Genomic DNA, 20,562 nt, shown 5'->3' with positions numbered 1-20,562 from the left:
ATGACCACCTTCCAACGTTTCCCCTCCCAGGCTCCCGCCGCCAGCGTCGAGGCCTTGAAGACGCGCATCGATGCGCTGCTGCCACACATCGCCGCCGGTGCCGCCGAACGCGAGCGCGAGCGCCAACTGCCGTTCGAGGCCATCGCCCAACTGGCTGCCGCCGGGCTCTACACCGTGCGTATTCCGACCCGTTATGGTGGGCCCGGTGGCACGGTGAGCGATGTCATCGAGCTGCTGCTGAAGATCGCCTCGGCCGATTCCAACGTTGCCCAGGCCCTGCGCCCGGGTTTCGCCTTTGTCGAGGGCCTGCTGGTGTCGAGCGCAGAGGATGCCGAACAGGAGCGCGAGCGCTGGTTCGCGCGCTACCTGCAAGGCGCGGTGATCGGCAATGCCGGCTGGGAACTCGGCGGCGCCAATGGTGCCATCGCTGCAAGGCTGGTCCGCGAGGGTGACCACTATCGCGCCAATGGCAGCAAGTTCTACAGCACCGGAGCGTTGTTCGCCGACTATGTCAGCGCCGTGGCGCTGGATGAGGACGAGCAACCGGTGTCGTTCATCCTCCCGCGTGATCGCGACGGCCTGGAGCTGGTCGATGATTTCGATGCCATGGGCCAGCGCCTGACCGCCAGCGGTACCACGCACCTGCGCAATGTGCGGGTGGAGGAGAGCGAACTGCGCACGCGTACCGTGGAGGAGGGCCGGCGCACGCTGGTGACGCCGTTCCTGCAACTGTTCCTGGGCACCGTGCTGGCCGGGATCGCCCGCAATGCGCTGGACGATGCCACCCGCTTCGCTCGCGAGCATGCCCGGCCGATCAAGCACAGCACGGCCAGTCGTTCGGTGGACGACCCCTATGTGGAACTGAGCGTGGGCGATATCGCAGCGCGCGCCTACGGCGCCGAGGCGCTGGTGCTGAAGGCGGCCGCCACGATCGACCGGGCCTGGGCGGCGCAGTTGGACGAGGCAGCGGTGGAGCAGGCTGCCCTCGAGGTGGCGCAGGCCCAGTACCTGGTCGCAGAACTTGCGCTCAAAGCGGCCGAGACGCTGTTCGACGTCGGCGGCGCCTCGACCACCGGGCGCGCGCACAATCTCGACCGCCATTGGCGCAATGCCCGTACCGTGGCCAACCACAATCCACGGCAGTGGAAGGCGGCGGTGGTCGGGGCCTGGCAGCTCAAGGGCACCCGCCCACCGGTGTCGGGGTTGTTCTGAGGAGGCGCTATGCAAACCTGCACTCACAGCTTGCACATTCAATGATGTTCCTTGCGCGCCACTGCAGGTATGCTCGGGGAAGCCTTTCCGAACTGTCCTGATCCAAGGAGCTGCACGCTGTGTTCAAACATGTCGATGCCTATGCCGGCGACCCGATTCTCTCGTTGATGGAAGCCTTCAAGGTCGATCCCCGTGCCGACAAGGTCAACCTGAGTATCGGCCTGTACTACGACGAAGCCGGTGTGGTGCCGCAGCTGCCATCGGTAGGCCAGGTCGAGGAACGCCTGGCCGGCCAGCCGCATGAAGCCTCGCTCTACCTGCCCATGGAGGGCCTGGCCAGCTACCGCCAGGCGATCCAGGCACTGCTGTTCGGTGCCGACCACCCGGCCGTGACCGGCGGGCGTGTCGCCACTGTGCAGACCGTGGGTGGCTCGGGAGCGTTGAAAGTCGGTGCCGACTTCCTCAAGCGCTACTTCCCGCAGTCCGAGGTGTGGGTCAGCAATCCGACCTGGGACAACCATCGCGCGATCTTCGAAGGCGCGGGCTTCAAGGTGCACACCTACCCGTACTTCGACCAGGCCACCCGCGGCCTGGACTTCGATGGCATGCTGGCAAGCCTGCAAACCTTGGCCAAGCACAGCATCGTCCTGCTGCACCCGTGCTGCCACAACCCCACCGGCGTCGACCTGAGCCAGAGCCAGTGGCAGCAAGTGGTCGAGGTGGTCAAGGCGCGTGAGCTGATCCCGTTCCTCGACATCGCCTACCAAGGCTTCGGCGAAGGCCTGGCCGAAGACGCCTATGCCATCCGGGAAATGGCCCGTGCCGGTGTGCCGTGCCTGGTCAGCAACTCGTTCTCCAAGATCTTCTCGCTGTACGGCGAGCGGGTAGGGGGGCTGTCGGTGGTCAGCGATGACGCGCAAACCGCCCAGAGCGTACTGGGTCAGCTCAAGGCTACCGTGCGCCGCAACTACTCCAGCCCACCCAGCCATGGTGCACTGCTGGTCGCTGGGGTGCTCGGCGATGCCGGCCTGAACGCCCAGTGGCAGGCGGAAGTCGAGACCATGCGCAAGCGTATCCTCGACATGCGCCAAGGGCTGGTCGATGCACTGGCCAAGCAGTTGCCAGGCCAGGACTTCCAGTTCTTCCTGCGCCAGCGCGGCATGTTCAGCTACACAGGCTTCAGTGCCGAGCAGGCACGTCGCCTGCGTGACGAGTTCGGTGTGTACATCATCGACAGCGGCCGGGTGTGCATGGCGGGCCTGCGTCCGGACAACCTGCAGCGTGTCGCCGAGGCATTCGCGGCGGTGCAAGAGGGCTGATCCGCCGGCCCAGGCATGCCTGGCCTGTGGGAGCGGGCTTGCCCGCGAATGAAGACGTGAGATTACCGGCGCCTTCGCGGGCAAGTCGCAGCGGCGAACCGCCGCTCCCACCATCATCCGCTTACTTTTCCCAAAACAGGTGCCGTCCCTCGGACGGGGCTTCGCAACAGCACCTATTCAGTGCACAATCGCGCCCCTCTTTTTCGGTTGAGGTGGCGTGAGGCTTCTATTTCGCCACTCTCAGCCTGTTGCAGTCTTGCGAGTGGAGTTGCACCCGGAATGAATGAGCAGGCCCAAAGCGTTGAACAACGCTTCGAATCGACCCAACAAGCCACCCTCGGTAGCTGGTCGCGTCAAGACACCACCTGGATGCTGGGCCTGTTCGGCACGGCCATCGGCGCAGGTACGCTGTTCCTGCCGATCAACGCCGGCCTCGGCGGTTTCTGGCCGCTGCTGATCCTGGCCGTGCTGGCCTTCCCCATGACCTACTACGCACACCGTGCGCTGACCCGCTTCGTGCTGTCCGGCAGCAAGGGCGGCGATATCACCGAGGTGGTCGAGGAGCATTTCGGCATCACTGCCGGTGCACTGATCACCGTGCTGTATTTCTTTGCCATCTTCCCGATCCTGCTGATCTACAGCGTGGCGCTGACCAACACGGTCGCAAGCTTCATGGAGCATCAATTGCACATGACGCCACCGCCCCGGGCGATCCTCTCGTTCGTGCTGATCCTCGGCCTGCTGGCCATCGTGCGTTGCGGTGAACAGGCCACGGTCAAGGTCATGAGCCTGCTGGTGTATCCCTTCATCGTCGCCCTGGCGCTGCTGGCCCTGTACCTGGTGCCGCACTGGAATGGTGGCATTCTCGATACTGCTGGCCAGTTGCCATCTGGCTCGGCGTTCGTGCACACCCTGTGGCTGGCGATCCCGGTAATGGTGTTCTCGTTCAACCACTCGCCGATCATCTCGGCCTTCGCGGTCGACCAGAAGCGTCGCTATGGCGACCACGCCGATGAGCGCAGCGGGCAGATCCTGGCCCGTGCCCACCTGCTGATGGTGGTGATGGTGCTGTTCTTCGTGTTCAGCTGCGTACTGACCCTGAGCAGCGCGCAACTGGCCGAGGCCAAGGCGCAGAACCTGTCGATCCTGTCGTACCTGGCCAACCACTTCAGCAATCCGGCCATCGCCTTTGCTGCGCCGCTGATCGCTTTCGTCGCCATCGCCAAGTCGTTCCTGGGCCACTACATCGGTGCCAGCGAAGGCCTCAAGGGCATCATCGTCAAGACCGGCCTGCGCCCGGGCGCCAAGACCCTGGACCGCGTGGTCGCGGCACTGATGCTGGTGGTGTGCTGGATCGTCGCCACGCTCAATCCGAGCATTCTGGGCATGATCGAGTCGCTGGGCGGGCCGATCCTCGCGGTGCTGCTGTTCCTGATGCCGATGTACGCCATCCGCCGTGTGCCGTCGATGCGCAAGTACAGCGGTGCGGTGTCCAACCTCTTCGTCGTGGCGATCGGCCTGGTGGCCTTGAGCTCGGTGGTCTACGGCCTGCTGAACTGAGGCCGTTGCACAGCGCAGGCGGGCGCGCGGCAATCCGCGCCTGCCTGTTGCTCGAAGCTTGCAGCCTGGCGCTAAAAGCGATTAACTCGGAATCCTTTTCAAACCCCGTATAAGGATTTCTGCCATGGCTCAAGTGACTCTCAAAGGCAACCCGGTTCAGGTCAAGGGCGAGCTGCCCAAGGTCGGTGCCCAGGCGCCTGCCTTTTCCCTGGTCGGCGAAGGCCTGGCCGACAAGTCGCTGAAGGACTATGCCGGCAAGCGCAAGGTGCTGAACATCTTCCCGAGCGTCGACACCCCGACCTGCGCTACCTCGGTACGCAAGTTCAATGCCCAGGCCAACAACCTGGCCAACACCGTGGTGCTGTGCATCTCGGCCGACCTGCCGTTCGCCCAGGCACGCTTCTGCGGCGCCGAAGGCCTGGAAAATGTAAAGAACCTGTCGACCCTGCGTGGTCGTGAGTTCATCGAGAACTACGGCGTTGCCATCGCCGACGGCCCGCTGGCCGGCCTGACCGCCCGCGCCGTGGTGGTGCTGGACGAAAACGACAAGGTGCTGCACGCCGAGCTGGTCGGGGAAATCGCCGACGAGCCGAACTACGAGGCGGCTCTGGCTGTTCTGAAGTAAACGCTGGCCAGAGGGTCGCCCGCGCGGCCCTGGCGGTTTACACACTGTTACGCCGGCCCGGAAGCCATTCCGGGCCGTTTTCATTTAAAGTTCATCGTTTTAGCAACGTCAGCCAATGGTAAATGCCTGGTAAAGGCCCTTTGCTAAAACGATGCCAGTGCTTATCGTTCAAACCTCCCCAGTCGCCATTCTCTGAACAAGGTTCGTTCAACCCATGCAAGTTTCTGCCTCCCGTTCTCCCCGTCGCTGGCTGTTCGGCCTGCTGATCCTGCTGCTGGTGGCCTTGCTGGCCTGGTGGCTGTGGCCTGCCGCTGCCCCGACGCACAAGGAGCAGGGCGTGCGCATGGGCAAAGGCGGGCGCCCAGGCTTTGGTGCCTCCAGCGACCCGGTGCCGGTGCGCGTCGAGCCGGTGCGGGTCGGCGACTTCCCGCTCTACTACAAGGCGCTGGGTACGGTGACGGCGACCAACACGGTCAATGTTCGCAGCCGGGTGGCGGGTGAGCTGGTCAAGATCCACTTCAAGGAAGGGCAGCAGGTCAAGGCTGGCGACCTGCTGGCGGAAATCGACCCACGCTCGTACCGTATCGCCCTGCAGCAGGCAGAGGGCACCCTGGCGCAGAACCAGGCGCAGTTGAAGAACGCTCAGGTCGACCTGGCCCGCTATAAAGGCCTGTATGCCGAAGACAGCATCGCCAAGCAGACCCTGGACACCGCCGAGGCTCAGGTGGGGCAGTTCCAGGGGCTGGTCAAGACCAACCAGGCGGCAGTCAATGACGCGCGCCTGAACCTCGAATTCACCCAGATCCGTGCACCGATCAGCGGTCGCCTGGGGCTGCGCCAGCTCGACCTGGGTAACCTGGTGGCAGCCAACGACACCACGGCGCTGGTGGTGATCACCCAGACCGAGCCGATCAACGTCGCCTTCACCCTCCCGGAAACCGAGTTGTCCACGGTGCTCGAGCGCTACCGCAGCGGCGCGTGCCTGCCGGTCGAAGCCTGGGACCGTGGCGACAGCAAGCTGCAGGCCACCGGCGTGCTCGGCAGCCTCGACAACCAGATCGACACCACCACCGGCACCCTGAAGTTCAAGGGTTTCTTCGAGAACAAGGACCTTGCCCTGTTCCCCAACCAGTTCGTCAACGTGCGCCTGTTGGCCGACACCCTCAAGCAGGTGGTGCTGGCCCCGGCGGCGGCGATCCAGTTCGGCAACGACGGCACCTTCGCCTATGTGGTCAACGCCGAGAACAAGGTCAATGTGCGCAAGCTCAAGGTCGGCGCCAGCGACGGCGAGAACAGTGTGATCCTGGAGGGCCTGAAGGCTGGCGAGCGTCTGGTGCTCGAAGGCACCGACCGCCTGCGCGAGGGCACCCAGGTCGAGGTGGTCGAAGACAGCTCGCAAGTCCCGACCACCCCTGGCCAACACCTGCAAGGCCAGGAAGCCAAAGATTCGGCCCAGACCGGTGAGTCGAGCAAGGCGGGCGCATGAACATCTCGCGGCTGTTCATCCTGCGCCCGGTCGCCACCACGCTGAGCATGCTGGCCATCGTCCTGGCCGGCCTGATCGCCTACAAGATGCTGCCGGTGGCGGCTTTGCCCCAGGTCGATTACCCGACCATCCGTGTCATGACCCTCTACCCGGGCGCCAGCCCTCAGGTGATGACCAGCGCGGTCACTGCGCCGCTGGAGCGCCAGTTCGGCCAGATGCCGGGCCTCAGCCAGATGGCCTCGACCAGTTCGGGCGGTGCTTCGGTGCTGACCCTGCGCTTCAACCTGGACATGAACATGGACGTTGCCGAGCAGCAGGTCCAGGCTGCGATCAACGCCGCCAGCAACCTGCTGCCCAGCGACCTGCCGGCGCCGCCGGTGTACAACAAGGTCAACCCCGCCGATACCCCGGTGCTGACCCTGGCCATCAGCTCCGGCACCCTGCCACTGCCAAAGCTCAATGACCTGGTCGACACCCGTGTGGCGCAGAAGATCGCCCAGATCAGCGGTGTCGGCATGGTCAGCATCGCCGGCGGCCAGCGCCAGGCGGTGCGGATCAAGGTCAACGTCGATGCCTTGGCCGCCAATGGCCTGAACCTGGACGATGTGCGCACCTTGATCGGCGCCTCCAACGTCAACCAGCCCAAGGGCAACTTCGATGGCCCGACCCGGGTGTCGATGCTCGATGCCAACGACCAGCTGCGTTCGCCCGACGAATACGCCAACCTGATCCTCAAGTACAACAACGGCGCACCGCTGCGCCTGAAGGACGTCGCCGAGATCGTCGACGGTGCCGAGAACGAGCGCCTGGCCGCCTGGGCCAACGAAAACCACGCGGTGCTGCTGAACATCCAGCGCCAGCCCGGCGCCAACGTCATCGAAGTGGTCGACCGCATCAAGCAGATGCTGCCGTCGATCACCGACAACCTGCCGGCCGGCCTCGACGTCAGCGTGCTCACCGACCGTACCCAGACCATCCGCGCTGCGGTGCGCGATGTGCAGCACGAGCTGCTGTTCGCCATCGCGCTGGTGGTGATGGTGACCTTCGTCTTCCTGCGTCGGGTCAGCGCCACCATCATTCCGTCGATCGCCGTACCGCTGTCGCTGATCGGCACCTTTGGTGTGATGTACCTGGCCGGCTTTTCGATCAACAACCTGACCTTGATGGCCCTGACCATCGCCACGGGTTTCGTGGTGGACGACGCCATCGTCATGCTGGAGAACATTTCCCGGCACATCGAAGAAGGCGAAACGCCGATGCAGGCAGCGCTCAAAGGCGCCCGGCAGATCGGCTTCACCCTGATTTCGCTGACCTTCTCGCTGATCGCGGTGCTGATCCCGCTGCTGTTCATGGCCGATGTGGTCGGCCGGCTGTTCCGCGAGTTTGCCATCACCCTGGCGGTGGCTATCCTGATTTCGCTGGTGGTGTCGCTCACGCTCACGCCGATGATGTGCGCGCGTTTGCTCAAGCGTGAACCCAAGGAAGAGGAGCAGAGCCGTTTCTACCGCGCCACCGGTGCCTGGATCGACTGGCTGATCGAACGCTACAGCCACGCCCTGACCTGGGTGCTCAAGCACCAGCCGCTGACCCTGCTGGTGGCGGTGGGCTCGCTGGCGCTGACGGTGTTCCTCTACATCATCGTGCCCAAGGGCTTCTTCCCGGTGCAGGACACCGGAGTGATCCAGGGCATTTCCGAAGCCCCGCAGTCCATCTCGTTCAGCGCCATGAGCGAGCGCCAGCAGGCGCTGAGCAAGGTGATCCTGCAGGACCCGGCGGTACAGAGCCTGTCTTCGTACATTGGGGTGGACGGTGACAACGCCACGCTCAACAGTGGACGTTTGCTGATCAACCTCAAGCCCCATGCCGAACGTGATGTCACGGCCAGCCAGGTGATCAGCCGCCTGCAGCCGCAGCTCGACCGGCTGGTGGGTATTCGCCTGTTCATGCAGCCGGTACAGGACCTGAGCATCGAGGACCGGGTCAGTCGCACCCAGTACCAGTTCAGCCTGTCCTCGCCTGACCCGGACATGCTCGCCGAGTGGAGCGGCAAGCTGGTCCATGCCCTGCAACAGCGCCCTGAGCTCACCGACGTTGCCAGCGACCTGCAGGACAAAGGCCTGCAGGTGTACCTGGTGATCGACCGCGACATGGCCAGCCGCCTGGGCATTACCGTCGCGCAGATCACCAACGCCCTGTACGACGCTTTCGGCCAGCGGCAGATCTCGACCATCTACACCCAGGCCAGCCAGTACCGTGTGGTGCTGCAGTCGCAGGCGGCGGCCAGCATTGGTCCGCAGGCGCTGGAGTCCATCCACGTCAAGGCCACCGATGGCGGCCAGGTTCGCCTCTCGGCGCTGGCGCGCATCGAACAGCGCCAGGCACAGTTGGCTATTTCGCACATCGGCCAGTTCCCCGCCGTGATGATGTCCTTCAACCTCGGCCAGGGCGTGTCGTTGGGCGAAGCGGTGCAGGTGATCGAGCAGGTGCAGCAGGACATTGGCATGCCGCTGGGCGTGCAGACCCGCTTCCAGGGCGCCGCCGAAGCCTTCCAGGCCTCGCTGTCGAGCACCTTGCTGTTGATCCTCGCCGCCGTGGTGACCATGTACATCGTGCTCGGCGTGCTCTACGAGAGCTACATCCACCCGGTGACCATCCTCTCGACGCTGCCGTCGGCGGCAGTGGGCGCCTTGCTGGCGCTGCTGCTCAGCGGCAACGATCTGGGGATGATCGCCATCATCGGTATCATCCTGCTGATCGGTATCGTCAAGAAGAACGCGATCATGATGATCGACTTCGCCCTCGAGGCCGAGCGTCACCAGGGCATGACCCCGCACGAGGCGATCTACCAGGCGGCGCTGCTGCGTTTCCGGCCGATCCTGATGACCACCCTGGCGGCGCTGTTCGGTGCCTTGCCGCTGATGCTCGCCACGGGCTCCGGCGCCGAGCTGCGCCAGCCGCTGGGCCTGGTGATGGTGGGCGGGCTGCTGGTCAGCCAGGTGCTGACACTGTTCACCACGCCAGTGATCTACCTGTACTTCGACCGCCTGGCGCGCCGCTGGCGCCCGGCTGACGACACCGCGCAGGCCGAGGCATGAACCTTTCCGGTCCGTTCATTCGCAGGCCAGTGGCGACCATGCTGCTGAGCCTGGCGATCATGCTGCTGGGCGGTGTCAGCTTCGGGTTGCTGCCGGTGTCGCCGCTGCCACAGATGGACTTCCCGGTGATCGTGGTGCAGGCCAGCCTGCCGGGTGCGAGCCCCGAGGTGATGGCCTCGACCGTGGCAACGCCGCTGGAGCGCAAGCTGGGCAGCATCGCTGGGGTCAGCACCCTGACCAGTAGCTCCAGCCAGGGCTCGACGCGGGTGATCATCGGCTTCGACCTGGGGCGCGACATCGACGGTGCCGCGCGCGAGGTGCAGGCTGCGATCAACGCTACCCGCAACCTGTTGCCCAGTGGTATGCGCAGCATGCCGACCTACAAGAAGGTCAACCCGTCGCAGGCGCCGATCATGGTGTTGTCGCTGACCTCGGACGTATTGTCCAAAGGGCAGCTGTACGACCTGGCCGACACCATCCTCTCGCAGAGCCTGTCGCAGGTCGCCGGGGTAGGGGAGGTGCAGATCGGCGGCAGTTCGCTGCCGGCCGTGCGCATCGAACTCGAGCCGCAACTGCTCAACCAGTACGGCCTGGCCCTGGACGATGTACGCACCGCAGTGGCCAACGCCAACCAGCGTCGGCCCATGGGCTTCGTCGAGGACGCCGAACGCAACTGGCAGGTACGCGCCAACGACCAGCTGGAAAAGGCCGATGACTACAAGCCGCTGGTGATCCGCCAGCAGAACGGTGCGATCCTGCGCCTGGCCGATGTGGCCAAGGTCAGCGACGGCGTCGAGAACCGCTACAACAGCGGCTTCTTCAACGACGATGCGGCGGTGCTGCTGGTGGTCAACCGCCAGACCAACGCCAACATCATCCAGACCGTGCAACAGATCAAGGACCAGCTTCCGGCCCTGCAATCGCTGCTGCCGGCCAGCGTCAAGCTCAACATCGCCATGGATCGCTCGCCAGTGATCAAGGCCACGCTCAAGGAAGCCGAGCACACCCTGCTGATCGCCGTGGTGCTGGTAATCCTGGTGGTCTACCTGTTCCTCGGCAACCTGCGCGCCTCGCTGATCCCGAGCCTCGCTGTGCCGGTGTCGCTGGTTGGCACCTTTGCGGTGATGTACCTGTGCGGCTTCTCGCTGAACAACCTGTCGCTGATGGCGCTGATCCTGGCCACGGGCCTGGTGGTGGACGATGCCATCGTGGTGCTCGAGAACATCTCCCGGCATATCGAGAACGGCGCCAAGCCCATGCGCGCGGCGTTCCTGGGCGCCAAGGAAGTAGGTTTCACCCTGCTGTCGATGAACGTCTCGCTGGTGGCCGTGTTCGTTTCCATCCTGTTCATGGGTGGCATCGTGCGCGGGTTGTTCCAGGAGTTCTCGATCACCCTGGCGGCGGCGATCCTGGTGTCGCTGCTGGTGTCCCTGACCCTCACGCCGATGCTCTGCTCGCGCTGGCTCAAGCCCCATGCGCCACAGGGCCAGACGCGCCTGCAGCGGTGGAGCGACCGGGTGCACCAGCGCATGGTCGAGGGGTACGACAAGAGTCTGGGCTGGGCCTTGCGCCACCGGCGCCTGACGCTGATCAGCCTGCTGGCGACCATCGTGCTCAACATTGCCCTGTACGTGATCGTGCCCAAGACCCTGATGCCACAGCAGGACACCGGCCAGCTGCAAGGCTTCGTGCGCGGTGATGACGGCCTGTCGTTCACCGTGATGCAGCCGAAAATGGAAACCTACCGCCGTGCGCTGCTCAAGGACCCTGCGGTACAGAGCGTTGCCGGCTTCATCGGTGGCAACAGCGGCACCAACAATGCCTTCGTGCTGGTGCGCCTCAAGCCTATTGGCGAGCGCAAGGAAAACGCCCAGAAGGTCATCGAGCGGCTGCGCAAGGAGCTGCCCAAGGTGCCGGGCGGGCGCCTTTACCTGATGGCCGACCAGGACCTGCAGCTCGGTGGCGGTGGCCGTGACCAGAGCACCTCGCAATACCTCTACACCCTGCAGAGCGGCGACCTGGCGGCCCTGCGCGAGTGGTTCCCGAAAGTGGCTGCGGCCTTGCGCAAGCTGCCCGAGCTGACCGCCATCGATGCCCGTGACGGTGCTGGCACCCAGCAGGTGACGCTGGTGGTCGATCGCGACCAGGCCAAGCGCCTGGGCATCGACATGGACATGGTCACCGCGGTGCTGAACAACGCCTACAGTCAGCGGCAGATCTCGACCATCTACGACAGCCTCAACCAGTACCAGGTGGTGATGGAGATCAACCCCAAGTACGCCTGGGACCCCAGTACGCTCGAGCAGGTGCAGGTGATTACCACCGATGGCGCGCGCGTGCCGCTGTCGACCATCGCCCGCTACGAGAACAGCCTGGCCAACGACCGTGTCAGCCACGAAGGGCAGTTCGCGTCCGAGGATATTTCCTTCGATGTCGCCGAGGGCTACAGCGTCGACCAGGCCCTGGCCGCGCTGGAGCGCGAGGTGGCCAAGCTGGGCCTGCCGGAGTCGGTGATCGCCAAGCTCGGTGGCGACGCCGATGCCTTCACCAAGAACGCCGAAGGCCAGCCGTTCATGATTCTCGGCGCCCTGGTGCTGGTGTACCTGGTGCTGGGCATTCTCTACGAAAGCTACATCCACCCGCTGACGATCCTCTCGACCCTGCCTTCGGCCGGCGTCGGTGCGCTGCTCACGCTGTACCTGACCGGCGGGGAGTTCAGCCTGATTTCGTTGCTGGGCCTGTTCCTGCTGATCGGGGTGGTGAAGAAGAACGCCATCCTGATGATCGACCTGGCCCTGCAACTGGAACGCAACGAAGGCCTGTCGCCGGAAGAGTCGATCCGCCGCGCCTGCCTGCTGCGCCTGCGGCCGATCCTGATGACCACCATCGCTGCCATCCTCGGTGCGCTGCCGCTGCTGCTCAGCCAGGCCGAAGGCGCGGAAATGCGTCAGCCGCTGGGCCTGACCATCATCGGTGGCCTGGTCTTCAGCCAGATCCTCACCCTCTACACCACGCCGGTGGTCTACCTGTACCTGGACCGCGCGCGCCACCGTTTCAACCGTTGGCGCGGCGTGCGCACCGACGCCGCCCTGGAAACCCCGCTATGAACTTTGCCCAGACCCCGCTGCACCGTGCCCTGCAACTGCTGACCCGTGGCCGTGGCTCGCGCCTGCTCGGTGCCGGCCTGTGCGTGGCGATGCTCAGCGCCTGTACCCTGAGCCCGGATTATCATCGCCCGGAGGTCAGCAGCCCGGCGCAGTTCAAGCAGGCCGAGGGCTGGACCCAGGCCAATCCGTCGGATGCCATCGCCCGCGGTGCCTGGTGGGAGCTGTACGGCGACAAGGGCTTGAACGCTTTGGTCGAGGAGCTCAACCGCAGCAACCAGACGGTTGCCCAGTACGAAGCGCAGTACCGTCAGGCCCAGGCCCTGGTACGCAGCAGCCGCGCCTCGCTGTTCCCGTCGCTGAACCTCACCACCAGCAAGAACCGTTCAGCCCAGGGCACCGGCAGCTCCAGCTCCAGCCTGTCGAACAACAGCAGCGGCATTCGCGACACCTACAACGCACAGTTGGGTGTGAGCTGGGAGATCGACCTCTGGGGCAAGTTGCGCGAGACCATGAACGCCAATGAATCCAGCGCCGAGGCCAGCCTGGCCGACATGGCGGCGATCCGTCTGAGCCAACAGTCGGAGCTGGTGCAGAACTACCTGCAACTGCGCGTCATCGACGAGCAGAAGCGCTTGCTCGAAGCCACCGTGGCCGCCTACGAGCGCTCGTTGCGAATGAACCAGAACCAGTACCGTGCAGGCGTCGCCGGTCCCGATGCCGTCGCTCAGGCGCGTACCCAGCTCAAGAGCACCCAGGCCGACCTGATCGACCTGGCCTGGCAGCGTGCTCAGTATGAAAACGCCATCGCCGTACTCATGGGCAAGGCGCCTGCCGAGTTCTCGCTGGCTGCCAGCAATGATATTCCGGCGCTGCCGCCAATCCCGGTAAGCGTGCCGTCGCAGTTGCTGGAGCGTCGCCCGGACATCGCCTCGGCGGAGCGCAAGGTGATGGCGGCCAACTCGAACATTGGTGTGTCGCGCGCAGCCTATTTCCCCGACCTGTCGTTGAGCATGAACGGCGGCTATTCGAGCAGCAGCTTCAACAACTGGATCGAGCTGCCGAACCGCTACTGGTCGGTCGGGCCACAACTGGCGCTGACCCTGTTCGATGCCGGCAAGCGCAGCGCCGAGGTGGACCGCACCGTGGCGGTCTACGACCAGACCGTGGCGCAGTATCGCCAAACCGTGCTCGATGGCTTCAAGGAGGTCGAGAACTACATGGTGCAACTGAAGGTGTATGCCGACGAAGCCGTGGTCCGACAGGAGGCGCTGGATGCTGCCCGCGAGTCGTTGCGCCTGACCGAGAACCAGTACCGCGCCGGGCTGATCGGCTACCTGGACGTGGTGAACGTGCAGACCACGGCGCTGAGTAACGAGCGCAGTGTGCTGAATCTGCTGCAGGGGCGCCTGGTGGCCAGCGTGCAGTTGATCGCGGCATTGGGCGGCGGCTGGGAAGCGGGGCCGGCGTTCGCAGAGGCTGACAAACAGTAAGGTTGCAGTGTCGGCGTGATCGCGGGGCAAGCCCGCGATAGCGTCGGCACCGTGCGTAACCGACCGCTGGATCTTCCACCCTGTAGTTCCCGCAAAATCCCGTGCCTTTCCTCCCTGTTCGCGTAAAATCCTCCGCCTTTTCCGGGCCCTTCCTCGCCCTCTGCCGGAACTTGAAATGCTGACAGGTAGCTACTCCTCTTCGCTGGTGTTGATCTCGCTGTGCGTGGCCATCCTGGCGTCCTACACCGCACTCGACCTCGCAGGCCGCATCGCCACCGCCAAGGGGCGCGCGGTGTATCTGTGGATGGGCGGCGGGGCGCTGGCGATGGGAATCGGCATCTGGTCGATGCACTTCATCGGCATGCTGGCCTTCGAGTTGCCCATCGAGCTGGGCTACGACCTGGGCTTGACCGCGCTGTCACTGCTGATCGCCGTGTTGTCTGCAGGCTTTGCCTTGTGGTTGGTCAGCCAGCCGCGATTGAGTTGCCCGCAGGTGGGCTTGGGTGCGCTGTTCATGGGTACCGGGATCGCCTGCATGCACTACACCGGCATGGCTGCCTTGCAGATGCTGCCCGGTATCGACTACGACCCGACGCTGTTCGGTGCTTCGCTGGCCATCGCCGTGGGCGCCTCGGCGGCAGCCTTGTGGATTGCCTTCCGCCTGCGCAGGCAGACGCCGTACGTTCGGCAGATCCGCGGTGCCGCAGCGGTGCTGATGGGGGTTGCCATCGTCGGCATGCACTACACCGGCATGGCGGCGGCCAACTTCCCCGTGGGCAGTTACTGCGGTGCGCTGGTCGGCGGGTTGTCTGGTGACTGGCTGGACTATGCAGTATTGATCACCACCCTGGCGGTGCTGGCGGTGGCCTTGCTGACATCGGTGCTGGACGCGCGCCTCGAGTCCCGCACCGCGGAACTTGCGCGCTCATTGACCCAGGCCAACCAGGAGCTGACGCAACTGGCCCTGCACGACACCCTGACCGGGCTGCCGAACCGCACCTTGCTGGCCGACCGTATCGAGCAGGCCATGGCCAAGGTGGCAGAGCAAGGCGGTTGCTTTGCGCTGATGTTCATCGACCTGGACGGGTTCAAGCCGGTCAACGATGCCTTTGGCCATCATGTTGGCGATCAGTTGCTCAAGGCCGTGGCTGCGCGGTTGCGCGGGCATCTGCATAGCCAGGACACCCTGGCGCGGATTGGCGGTGACGAGTTTGTCCTGCTGGTCGAGTTGCAGGAGACCGACGATGCCGTGGGCGTGGCGGACAAGCAGGTCAATCTGGTGGCCAGGCCTTTCCGCGTGGCAGACCACGACCTGCAACTGTCGGCAAGCGTGGGTATCGTGCTCTATCCGGGTAATGGCCAGGACCAGCACGAACTGTTGCGCAACGCCGATGCAGCCATGTATCACGCCAAGAGTGCCGGGAAGAACGGCTACAGTTTTTTCGACACCTCGATGAACAGCAATGCCCGTCAGCAACTGCAATTGCTGCAGGACCTGCGCGCGGCGCTCGAGCATGGCCAGTTCCGCCTGTATTACCAACCCAAGTTCGACGCGCACCGATGCACGCCGATCGGCGCCGAGGCCTTGTTGCGTTGGGAGCACCCCCAGCAAGGGATGTTGCTGCCGGACCGTTTCATCGGCCTGGCGGAGAAGACCGGTTTGATCATCCCCATCGGCGAATGGGTGCTGGGCGAGGCCTGTCGGCAGATGCGCCTGTGGCTGGATCAGGGCCATGAACATTGGCGCATCGCGGTGAACCTGTCGGCGATCCAGTTCTGCCATTCAGGATTGGTCGACAGTGTCGCCCGTGCCCTGGCCGATAACGGCCTGCCGGCCAACCGCCTGACCCTGGAGATCACCGAGACCACCGCCATGCGCGATGCCGACGCCAGCCTGACGGTGTTGCAGCGCCTGTCCGACATGGGCGTCGATTTGTCCATCGACGACTTCGGCACGGGCTATTCCAGCTTGATGTACCTCAAGCGTCTGCCGGCGAACGAACTGAAGATCGACCGCGGTTTTGTCCGCGACCTGGAGCATGACAGCGACGATGCCGCGATCGTCTCGGCGATCGTTGCACTGGGGCAGGCGTTGGGCTTGCGGATCGTGGCCGAGGGCGTTGAAACCGACCGTCAGCAGGACTTCCTGACCCGCTTGGGCTGCGACTCGTTGCAGGGTTACTTGCTGGGGCAGCCGGTACCGGCCGAGCAGTTCATGCAAGGGCTGAAGCAGGGCGAGGAAGGTTAACCGGCGTCGCGCAGGGTAGGGAAAGGCATGAAGGCGTCCATCTCGACTTCGACTGCCTCGATGATGCGCTCCACATCTGCCGCGGCCATGATCGCGGCGCAGGGAATACCAGCGATGGCCAGTACGGTTTCGCCGGTGGCCCGGTCGAACAACCGCGCGACCATGCTGCGGGGCGCATCCATGCTGGCCTCGAAGCCCAAGGGGTGGAAATGCCAGCGCATTACCTGGCAGGCGTTGGGGAACGTCATCTTGTTCATGCCAGCCTCCATTTCCGGGTATTCGGGCGCCTGGTCGTTGTACGGCGAAACTTAAACATAGCAGCTACGGCGCCAGTGTCGCGCAGCGAAGATGACAAATTGGCGAATGCTTGACCCAGGTCACATCCATGCGGCTCTGGCAAATCCGCGGCGGTCATGCGTGCAAACGTTTACCTCGTGGCTTGGCGAGGAACGGCTGGGAGCTTGAGCGACTTGCGCTTTCAGACCAGCGGTCAACTGAGCAGCCCGGCAGCGATATTGATGGTGAAGCCCAGGATCGCGGTGTTGAACACGAATCCGACCAGGGAGTGGGCCAGTACCACCCGGCGCATGCCGCGGCTGGCCACGCCGATGTCGGAGGTCTGGACCGCGACACTGAGGGTGAACGCGAAATAGTGGAAGTCCCAATAGTCGGGGTTGCGCTCGCCATCGGCGAAGCGCAGAGGGGGTTCCTTGCGGCTGTCGGTGTAGAACAGCCGCGCATAGTGCAGGCTGAAGATACAACCGATCAACAACCAGGATCCGGCCACGGTCAGGCCGGTATACAGGTAGTGCAGGGCCTGCGCGCTACCGTGCAGGCCGCGGCTGGAGGCCAGTTGCAGGGTCACGGCGACCAGGCTGGCAATGGCAGCGATGCACACGGTAAACAGCACCAGGCTTGCGTTCTCGTCCTCGATGTTGGCCACCTTGCGCACGGTCTGCGATGTGGCGCGCCAGGTCAGCCACAGCACCAGCGCCAGGTACAGCCAGACGCCGAGGTTCCAGCCGGCGAGAAAACGTTGGGTCCAGTCGTCTGCGGGGATCAGCCAGCCGCCGAGCAGGCCGACGAGCGTGGCAAGGGACAGGCGTGGGTGGGTGTGGGTCAGGCGGTAGAAAGCCATGGGCGCTCGGCGGTGGTGAGTTGCCTTCCACTTTAGCCTGCACCAGGTGATGTTGTATCGCCACGTGTTCGATCCGAACTCGATCATCAGGTAGCATCCGCGTTCGCCATCAATAAAAGCCTTGCGTATCAAGGTGATGATTCGCTTCACGCAACAGGATCCACGTTTTGACCGATTCCCTGCACAATCCCTTGCTGCAGTACCTGGCACGCCTGGCGCCCTCCAGCCAGTTGACCATGCGCTATATCCTCCAGGATGCCGCCGACCGGCTGGGGTTCGCCGACTGTGACATCGCCGCGGTGCCCTGGCACCTGATCGAACCTGGCCACGTGATTGCCCTGGTGGCGGCCTTGCGTGCCGATGGTTTTGCGCCCAACACGTCCTCGCTGTACGTCAATGCGGTGCGCGGGGTGATGAACGAGGCCTGGCGCCAGGGCCTGATCGACCACGAGCATCTGCTCAGGATTCGCGAGGTCAAGCCTGCGAGTGGCACGCGCCTGCCGCCGGGTCGCAACCTGCGCCGCAGCCTGATCCGCGAGCTGATGGAGGTGTGTGCTGCCGATCCGCGGCCGCAAGGTGTGCGCGATGCGGCGATCATCGCCTTGCTGTACGGTACCGGCATGCGCAAGTCCGAGTCGGTGGACATCGACTTGTGCGATGTCGATTTCCACGAGCGCAGCCTGCAGGTGCTGGGCAAGGGCAATCGGCAACTGGTCAAGTACGCCCCGGCCTGGGCCTTCGACAAGCTGCAGGCCTGGCTCGACCTGCGCCGCGCGCAACTGCCGGAGGGCACGGGGGACGATCCTTTCCTCTTCAACCGGATCCGCCGGGGCAGCCATATCACCCGTGCGCGCATCACCAAGCATGCGATCTACTACATCGCCCGCCAGCGCGGCGCGCAGGTAGGGGCGAAGATCATGCCCCACGATTTTCGCCGGGCGTTCATTACCCGGGTGATCGAAGAGCACGATCTGTCGATTGCCCAGAAACTCGCCCACCACGTGAATATCCAGACCACGGCAGGTTATGACCGCCGTGACGACAACGAGCGGCGGCGGGCGGTGGACCGGTTCGACTATTGAGGTCAGCGTTTCGCCCCGGCCCGCGTCGGTGAGTACCAGTGCCAGCAGGAGCTCCCCGAGGGGGCAAGGGTCAGTGCGGGATGACGGAGGGCACTTCGTCGCCACCCAGCGAAAAGCGATACCCGGTGTCGATCTCGGGGGCGGGCCGCTGGCAGTGGGTGCGGCTGAGCAGGAACTCGAACGCCGGCTCGTACAGCCCGTCACGCACCACTGCGCCGGCAAGGACCTCGACCTGGTACCAGCCGTTGTCGAGTTCGATCATCGGCCGGCCTGGCACCTGATAGCGGGCCATGAAGTCGCCAAGGGTCTTGTTGGTGAAGTGCTGCAGCATGCGCCAGGTGAACAGCATCAACGCACGGTTCTCCACGTGCAGCACGTAGCCTGCGCGGCGGTGTGCCACGCGATTGCCGGCTTCGAGCAAGGCAGGGGTTCGTTCGTCGAGGCTGAAGATGATGCGGTAGGGCAGGTTATCGATGCCCGCCAGAGGCAGTACCACGCCTTCGAGCACGGCGCGGTCGCCGCTGTCGGTGCTGGTGAATTCGCGGGCAAGGTCGTCGGGTAGCGCGTTTTCATCCTTGAAGCGCGCCAGGCGCTGGATATCGCCGACGAGGAAATAGTCGACCAGGTCGTTCAGGACTTCGCTGAATTCGTAGCGCATCGGCTTTTCCTTGTTCTATGTGCGCTGGCGGGTAAACAGAATGTAGCGGATGCCGTGGGGGCTGTCGCCTCTACCGCATTGCGCTGTGATCAATGGCGTTGGGCGATCTGGATCAGGTTGCCGCAGGTATCGTCGAACACCGCCACGGTGACGGGCCCCATTGGTGTAGGCGGCTGGGTGAACAGGACGCCGCCCGCGTGCAGGCGCGTGTATTCGGCCTGGATGTCACGCACTGCGAAGGAGGTGGCCGGGATGCCGTCGGCCTTGAGTGCGGCCTTGTAGGTTTTGGCGGCCGGATGGGCGTCGGGCTCGAGCAGCAGCTCGACACCATTGGGGTCGTTGGGGGAGGTGAGGGTGAGCCAGCGGTACCGGCCCATGGCGATGTCTTCTTTGGGCTGGAAGCCCAGAACGTGATGATAGAAAGCCAGGGCCTTGGCCTGGTCGTCGACGAGGATGCTGGTGACTACGATCTTCATAGGCTGCACCGTTCCTGAGGGACGTACCTTGAAGTAAAGACGCTGTACGGCATTTGACCAGTCTGATGGCGTCAGGCGCCGAGGCCGCTGCGCACCCCATGCATCCGCCTCACTGCGGCGACCCGAACATTGCTGTCCAGTAGATCCCCGCATCGCTCTTGGGGTCCACGGCATAGGCGGCGCCCAGTTCGCGGTAATCGGGGTTCATCAGCGTTGCGCAGTGGCCAGGGCTGGCCAGCCAGCCATCGACCACCTTGCGTGGCGTGTCGCGGCCGGCAGCGATGTTTTCGCCGATCTGCTGGTAGAGATACCCGGCAAGCTCGGCCCGGTCACCCGGCGTGCGACCCTCTCGGTCGATATGATCGAAGAAGTTCTGGTTGGCCATCGCCCGCGTGTGGTTGGCGGCGGCACCGGCCAGCGTGGCATTCCAGCTCAGGGCCGGTGCTGCGGCGAAGGGCTGCCCGCCGCATTGGCGCGGGATCTTGCGCGCGGCATTGACCTCTTGCAGCAGTTTCTGACCCTCTGCCTGCCAGTCACCCAGACGCCCGCTGAGCAGCGGGCGCGCCAGCACGATGCGCCAGTCGCGGCCTTCCTGGCTGACTCCGATATCCACGAACTGCGGGTCGAGCACCACCTGGCAGAAGCTTTCTTCGATGGCGTGCATCGCCGCCTTGGCATCCCGTGGCCCGGACAGGCTGATGGCCTGGACATTGACCATGGGGTAGGCGGCACGGGTCATGGCCTGCTGCAGGTCGCGGGTGCCTTCCGGCGACAGCGCCAGGCGGGTGTCGCTGTTGAGCGGCGGCAGCTCCAGCGAGCCTGCGGCGCCGCAGCGCTGGGCCTGGCTGCGGTAGGCATTGATCGACTCGATCAGTTGCGCTTCGTCGCCGCTGATCGCCTGGGCACTGGTGGAAATGACCAGGCCGAGTGACAGGGCGCCAAGGCAGGCAACAGATGACAGGACGCGCATCAAGAATCTCCCTATGACTGGCAGCGACCTCGTGTTGGCGCTGCCCATCCTACACAAGCCGTAGGCTGTTGGTCTCGTCTTGTGAGTTGCAGTAAA

15 protein-coding genes are annotated in these 20,562 nt (G+C 64.5%); 10 read left to right on the top strand and 5 right to left on the bottom strand.

Annotated features, from left to right (window positions below):
• From ACTYOL_RS14435 to ACTYOL_RS14395, 9 genes are all read left to right on the top strand, one after another.
• Complete coding sequence (locus tag ACTYOL_RS14435; protein ID WP_444756479.1) at positions 1-1,212, top strand: acyl-CoA dehydrogenase family protein; 1,212 nt, start codon at positions 1-3, stop codon at positions 1,210-1,212.
• Positions 1,213-1,331: 119 nt separating this feature from the next.
• Positions 1,332-2,531, top strand: a complete 1,200-nt coding sequence (locus ACTYOL_RS14430; protein WP_444756478.1) for an amino acid aminotransferase — start codon at positions 1,332-1,334, stop codon at positions 2,529-2,531.
• Positions 2,532-2,810: 279 nt separating this feature from the next.
• Complete coding sequence (locus ACTYOL_RS14425) at positions 2,811-4,091, top strand: serine/threonine transporter (protein WP_444756477.1); 1,281 nt, start codon at positions 2,811-2,813, stop codon at positions 4,089-4,091.
• 124 nt (positions 4,092-4,215) lie between these two features.
• Entirely contained in the window at positions 4,216-4,716 is a 501-nt protein-coding gene (tpx, locus tag ACTYOL_RS14420) for a thiol peroxidase (RefSeq protein ID WP_444756476.1), read from the top strand.
• 214 nt (positions 4,717-4,930) lie between these two features.
• A complete protein-coding gene (locus ACTYOL_RS14415; RefSeq protein ID WP_444756475.1) occupies positions 4,931-6,202 on the top strand; it encodes an MdtA/MuxA family multidrug efflux RND transporter periplasmic adaptor subunit in 1,272 nt (423 codons plus the stop codon).
• Complete coding sequence (locus ACTYOL_RS14410; protein ID WP_444756474.1) at positions 6,199-9,297, top strand: MdtB/MuxB family multidrug efflux RND transporter permease subunit; 3,099 nt, start codon at positions 6,199-6,201, stop codon at positions 9,295-9,297. The genes ACTYOL_RS14415 and ACTYOL_RS14410 overlap by 4 nt, the downstream gene beginning before the upstream one ends.
• A complete protein-coding gene (locus ACTYOL_RS14405) occupies positions 9,294-12,404 on the top strand; it encodes a multidrug efflux RND transporter permease subunit (protein WP_200603278.1) in 3,111 nt (1,036 codons plus the stop codon). The genes ACTYOL_RS14410 and ACTYOL_RS14405 overlap by 4 nt, the downstream gene beginning before the upstream one ends.
• Positions 12,401-13,894 carry an efflux transporter outer membrane subunit gene (locus tag ACTYOL_RS14400; RefSeq protein ID WP_197891101.1) on the top strand — a complete coding sequence of 498 codons (1,494 nt, stop codon included), beginning with the start codon at positions 12,401-12,403 and terminating at the stop codon, positions 13,892-13,894. The genes ACTYOL_RS14405 and ACTYOL_RS14400 overlap by 4 nt, the downstream gene beginning before the upstream one ends.
• Before the next feature lie 175 nt (positions 13,895-14,069).
• Entirely contained in the window at positions 14,070-16,142 is a 2,073-nt protein-coding gene (locus tag ACTYOL_RS14395; protein WP_200603279.1) for a putative bifunctional diguanylate cyclase/phosphodiesterase, read from the top strand.
• On the opposite strand, the gene ACTYOL_RS14390 is transcribed toward ACTYOL_RS14395, so the two are convergent.
• Both ACTYOL_RS14390 and ACTYOL_RS14385 read right to left on the bottom strand, forming a co-directional pair.
• Positions 16,139-16,399, bottom strand: coding sequence for a DUF1652 domain-containing protein (locus tag ACTYOL_RS14390; protein ID WP_444756473.1), 261 nt, complete (start codon positions 16,397-16,399; stop codon positions 16,139-16,141). The genes ACTYOL_RS14395 and ACTYOL_RS14390 overlap by 4 nt on opposite strands.
• Before the next feature lie 233 nt (positions 16,400-16,632).
• Positions 16,633-17,280 carry a DUF1345 domain-containing protein gene (locus ACTYOL_RS14385; protein ID WP_444756472.1) on the bottom strand — a complete coding sequence of 216 codons (648 nt, stop codon included), beginning with the start codon at positions 17,278-17,280 and terminating at the stop codon, positions 16,633-16,635.
• A gap of 167 nt (positions 17,281-17,447) precedes the next feature.
• Here ACTYOL_RS14385 and ACTYOL_RS14380 point away from each other — a divergent pair, with 167 nt between their 5' ends.
• Entirely contained in the window at positions 17,448-18,362 is a 915-nt protein-coding gene (locus ACTYOL_RS14380; protein WP_054890808.1) for a site-specific integrase, read from the top strand.
• Between the two features lie 70 nt (positions 18,363-18,432).
• Here ACTYOL_RS14380 and ACTYOL_RS14375 read toward each other — a convergent pair whose 3' ends face one another.
• From ACTYOL_RS14375 to ACTYOL_RS14365, 3 genes are all read right to left on the bottom strand, one after another.
• Positions 18,433-19,020 carry a hypothetical protein gene (locus ACTYOL_RS14375; protein ID WP_054890807.1) on the bottom strand — a complete coding sequence of 196 codons (588 nt, stop codon included), beginning with the start codon at positions 19,018-19,020 and terminating at the stop codon, positions 18,433-18,435.
• 89 nt (positions 19,021-19,109) lie between these two features.
• A complete protein-coding gene (locus tag ACTYOL_RS14370; protein ID WP_063545077.1) occupies positions 19,110-19,496 on the bottom strand; it encodes a VOC family protein in 387 nt (128 codons plus the stop codon).
• Positions 19,497-19,605: 109 nt separating this feature from the next.
• Positions 19,606-20,466: a CAP domain-containing protein gene (locus ACTYOL_RS14365; protein ID WP_054890805.1), complete on the bottom strand. Its 861-nt coding sequence runs from the start codon at positions 20,464-20,466 to the stop codon at positions 19,606-19,608.
• Between the last annotated feature and the right edge of the window lie 96 nt (positions 20,467-20,562).

This window comes from Pseudomonas sp. A014 (genome assembly GCF_052378495.1).
GTDB classification, from domain to species: Bacteria; Pseudomonadota; Gammaproteobacteria; order Pseudomonadales; family Pseudomonadaceae; genus Aquipseudomonas; species Aquipseudomonas machongensis.
The sequence above is the reverse complement of the archived record's forward strand: the minus strand, read 5'-3'. Positions and strand labels throughout refer to the sequence as shown.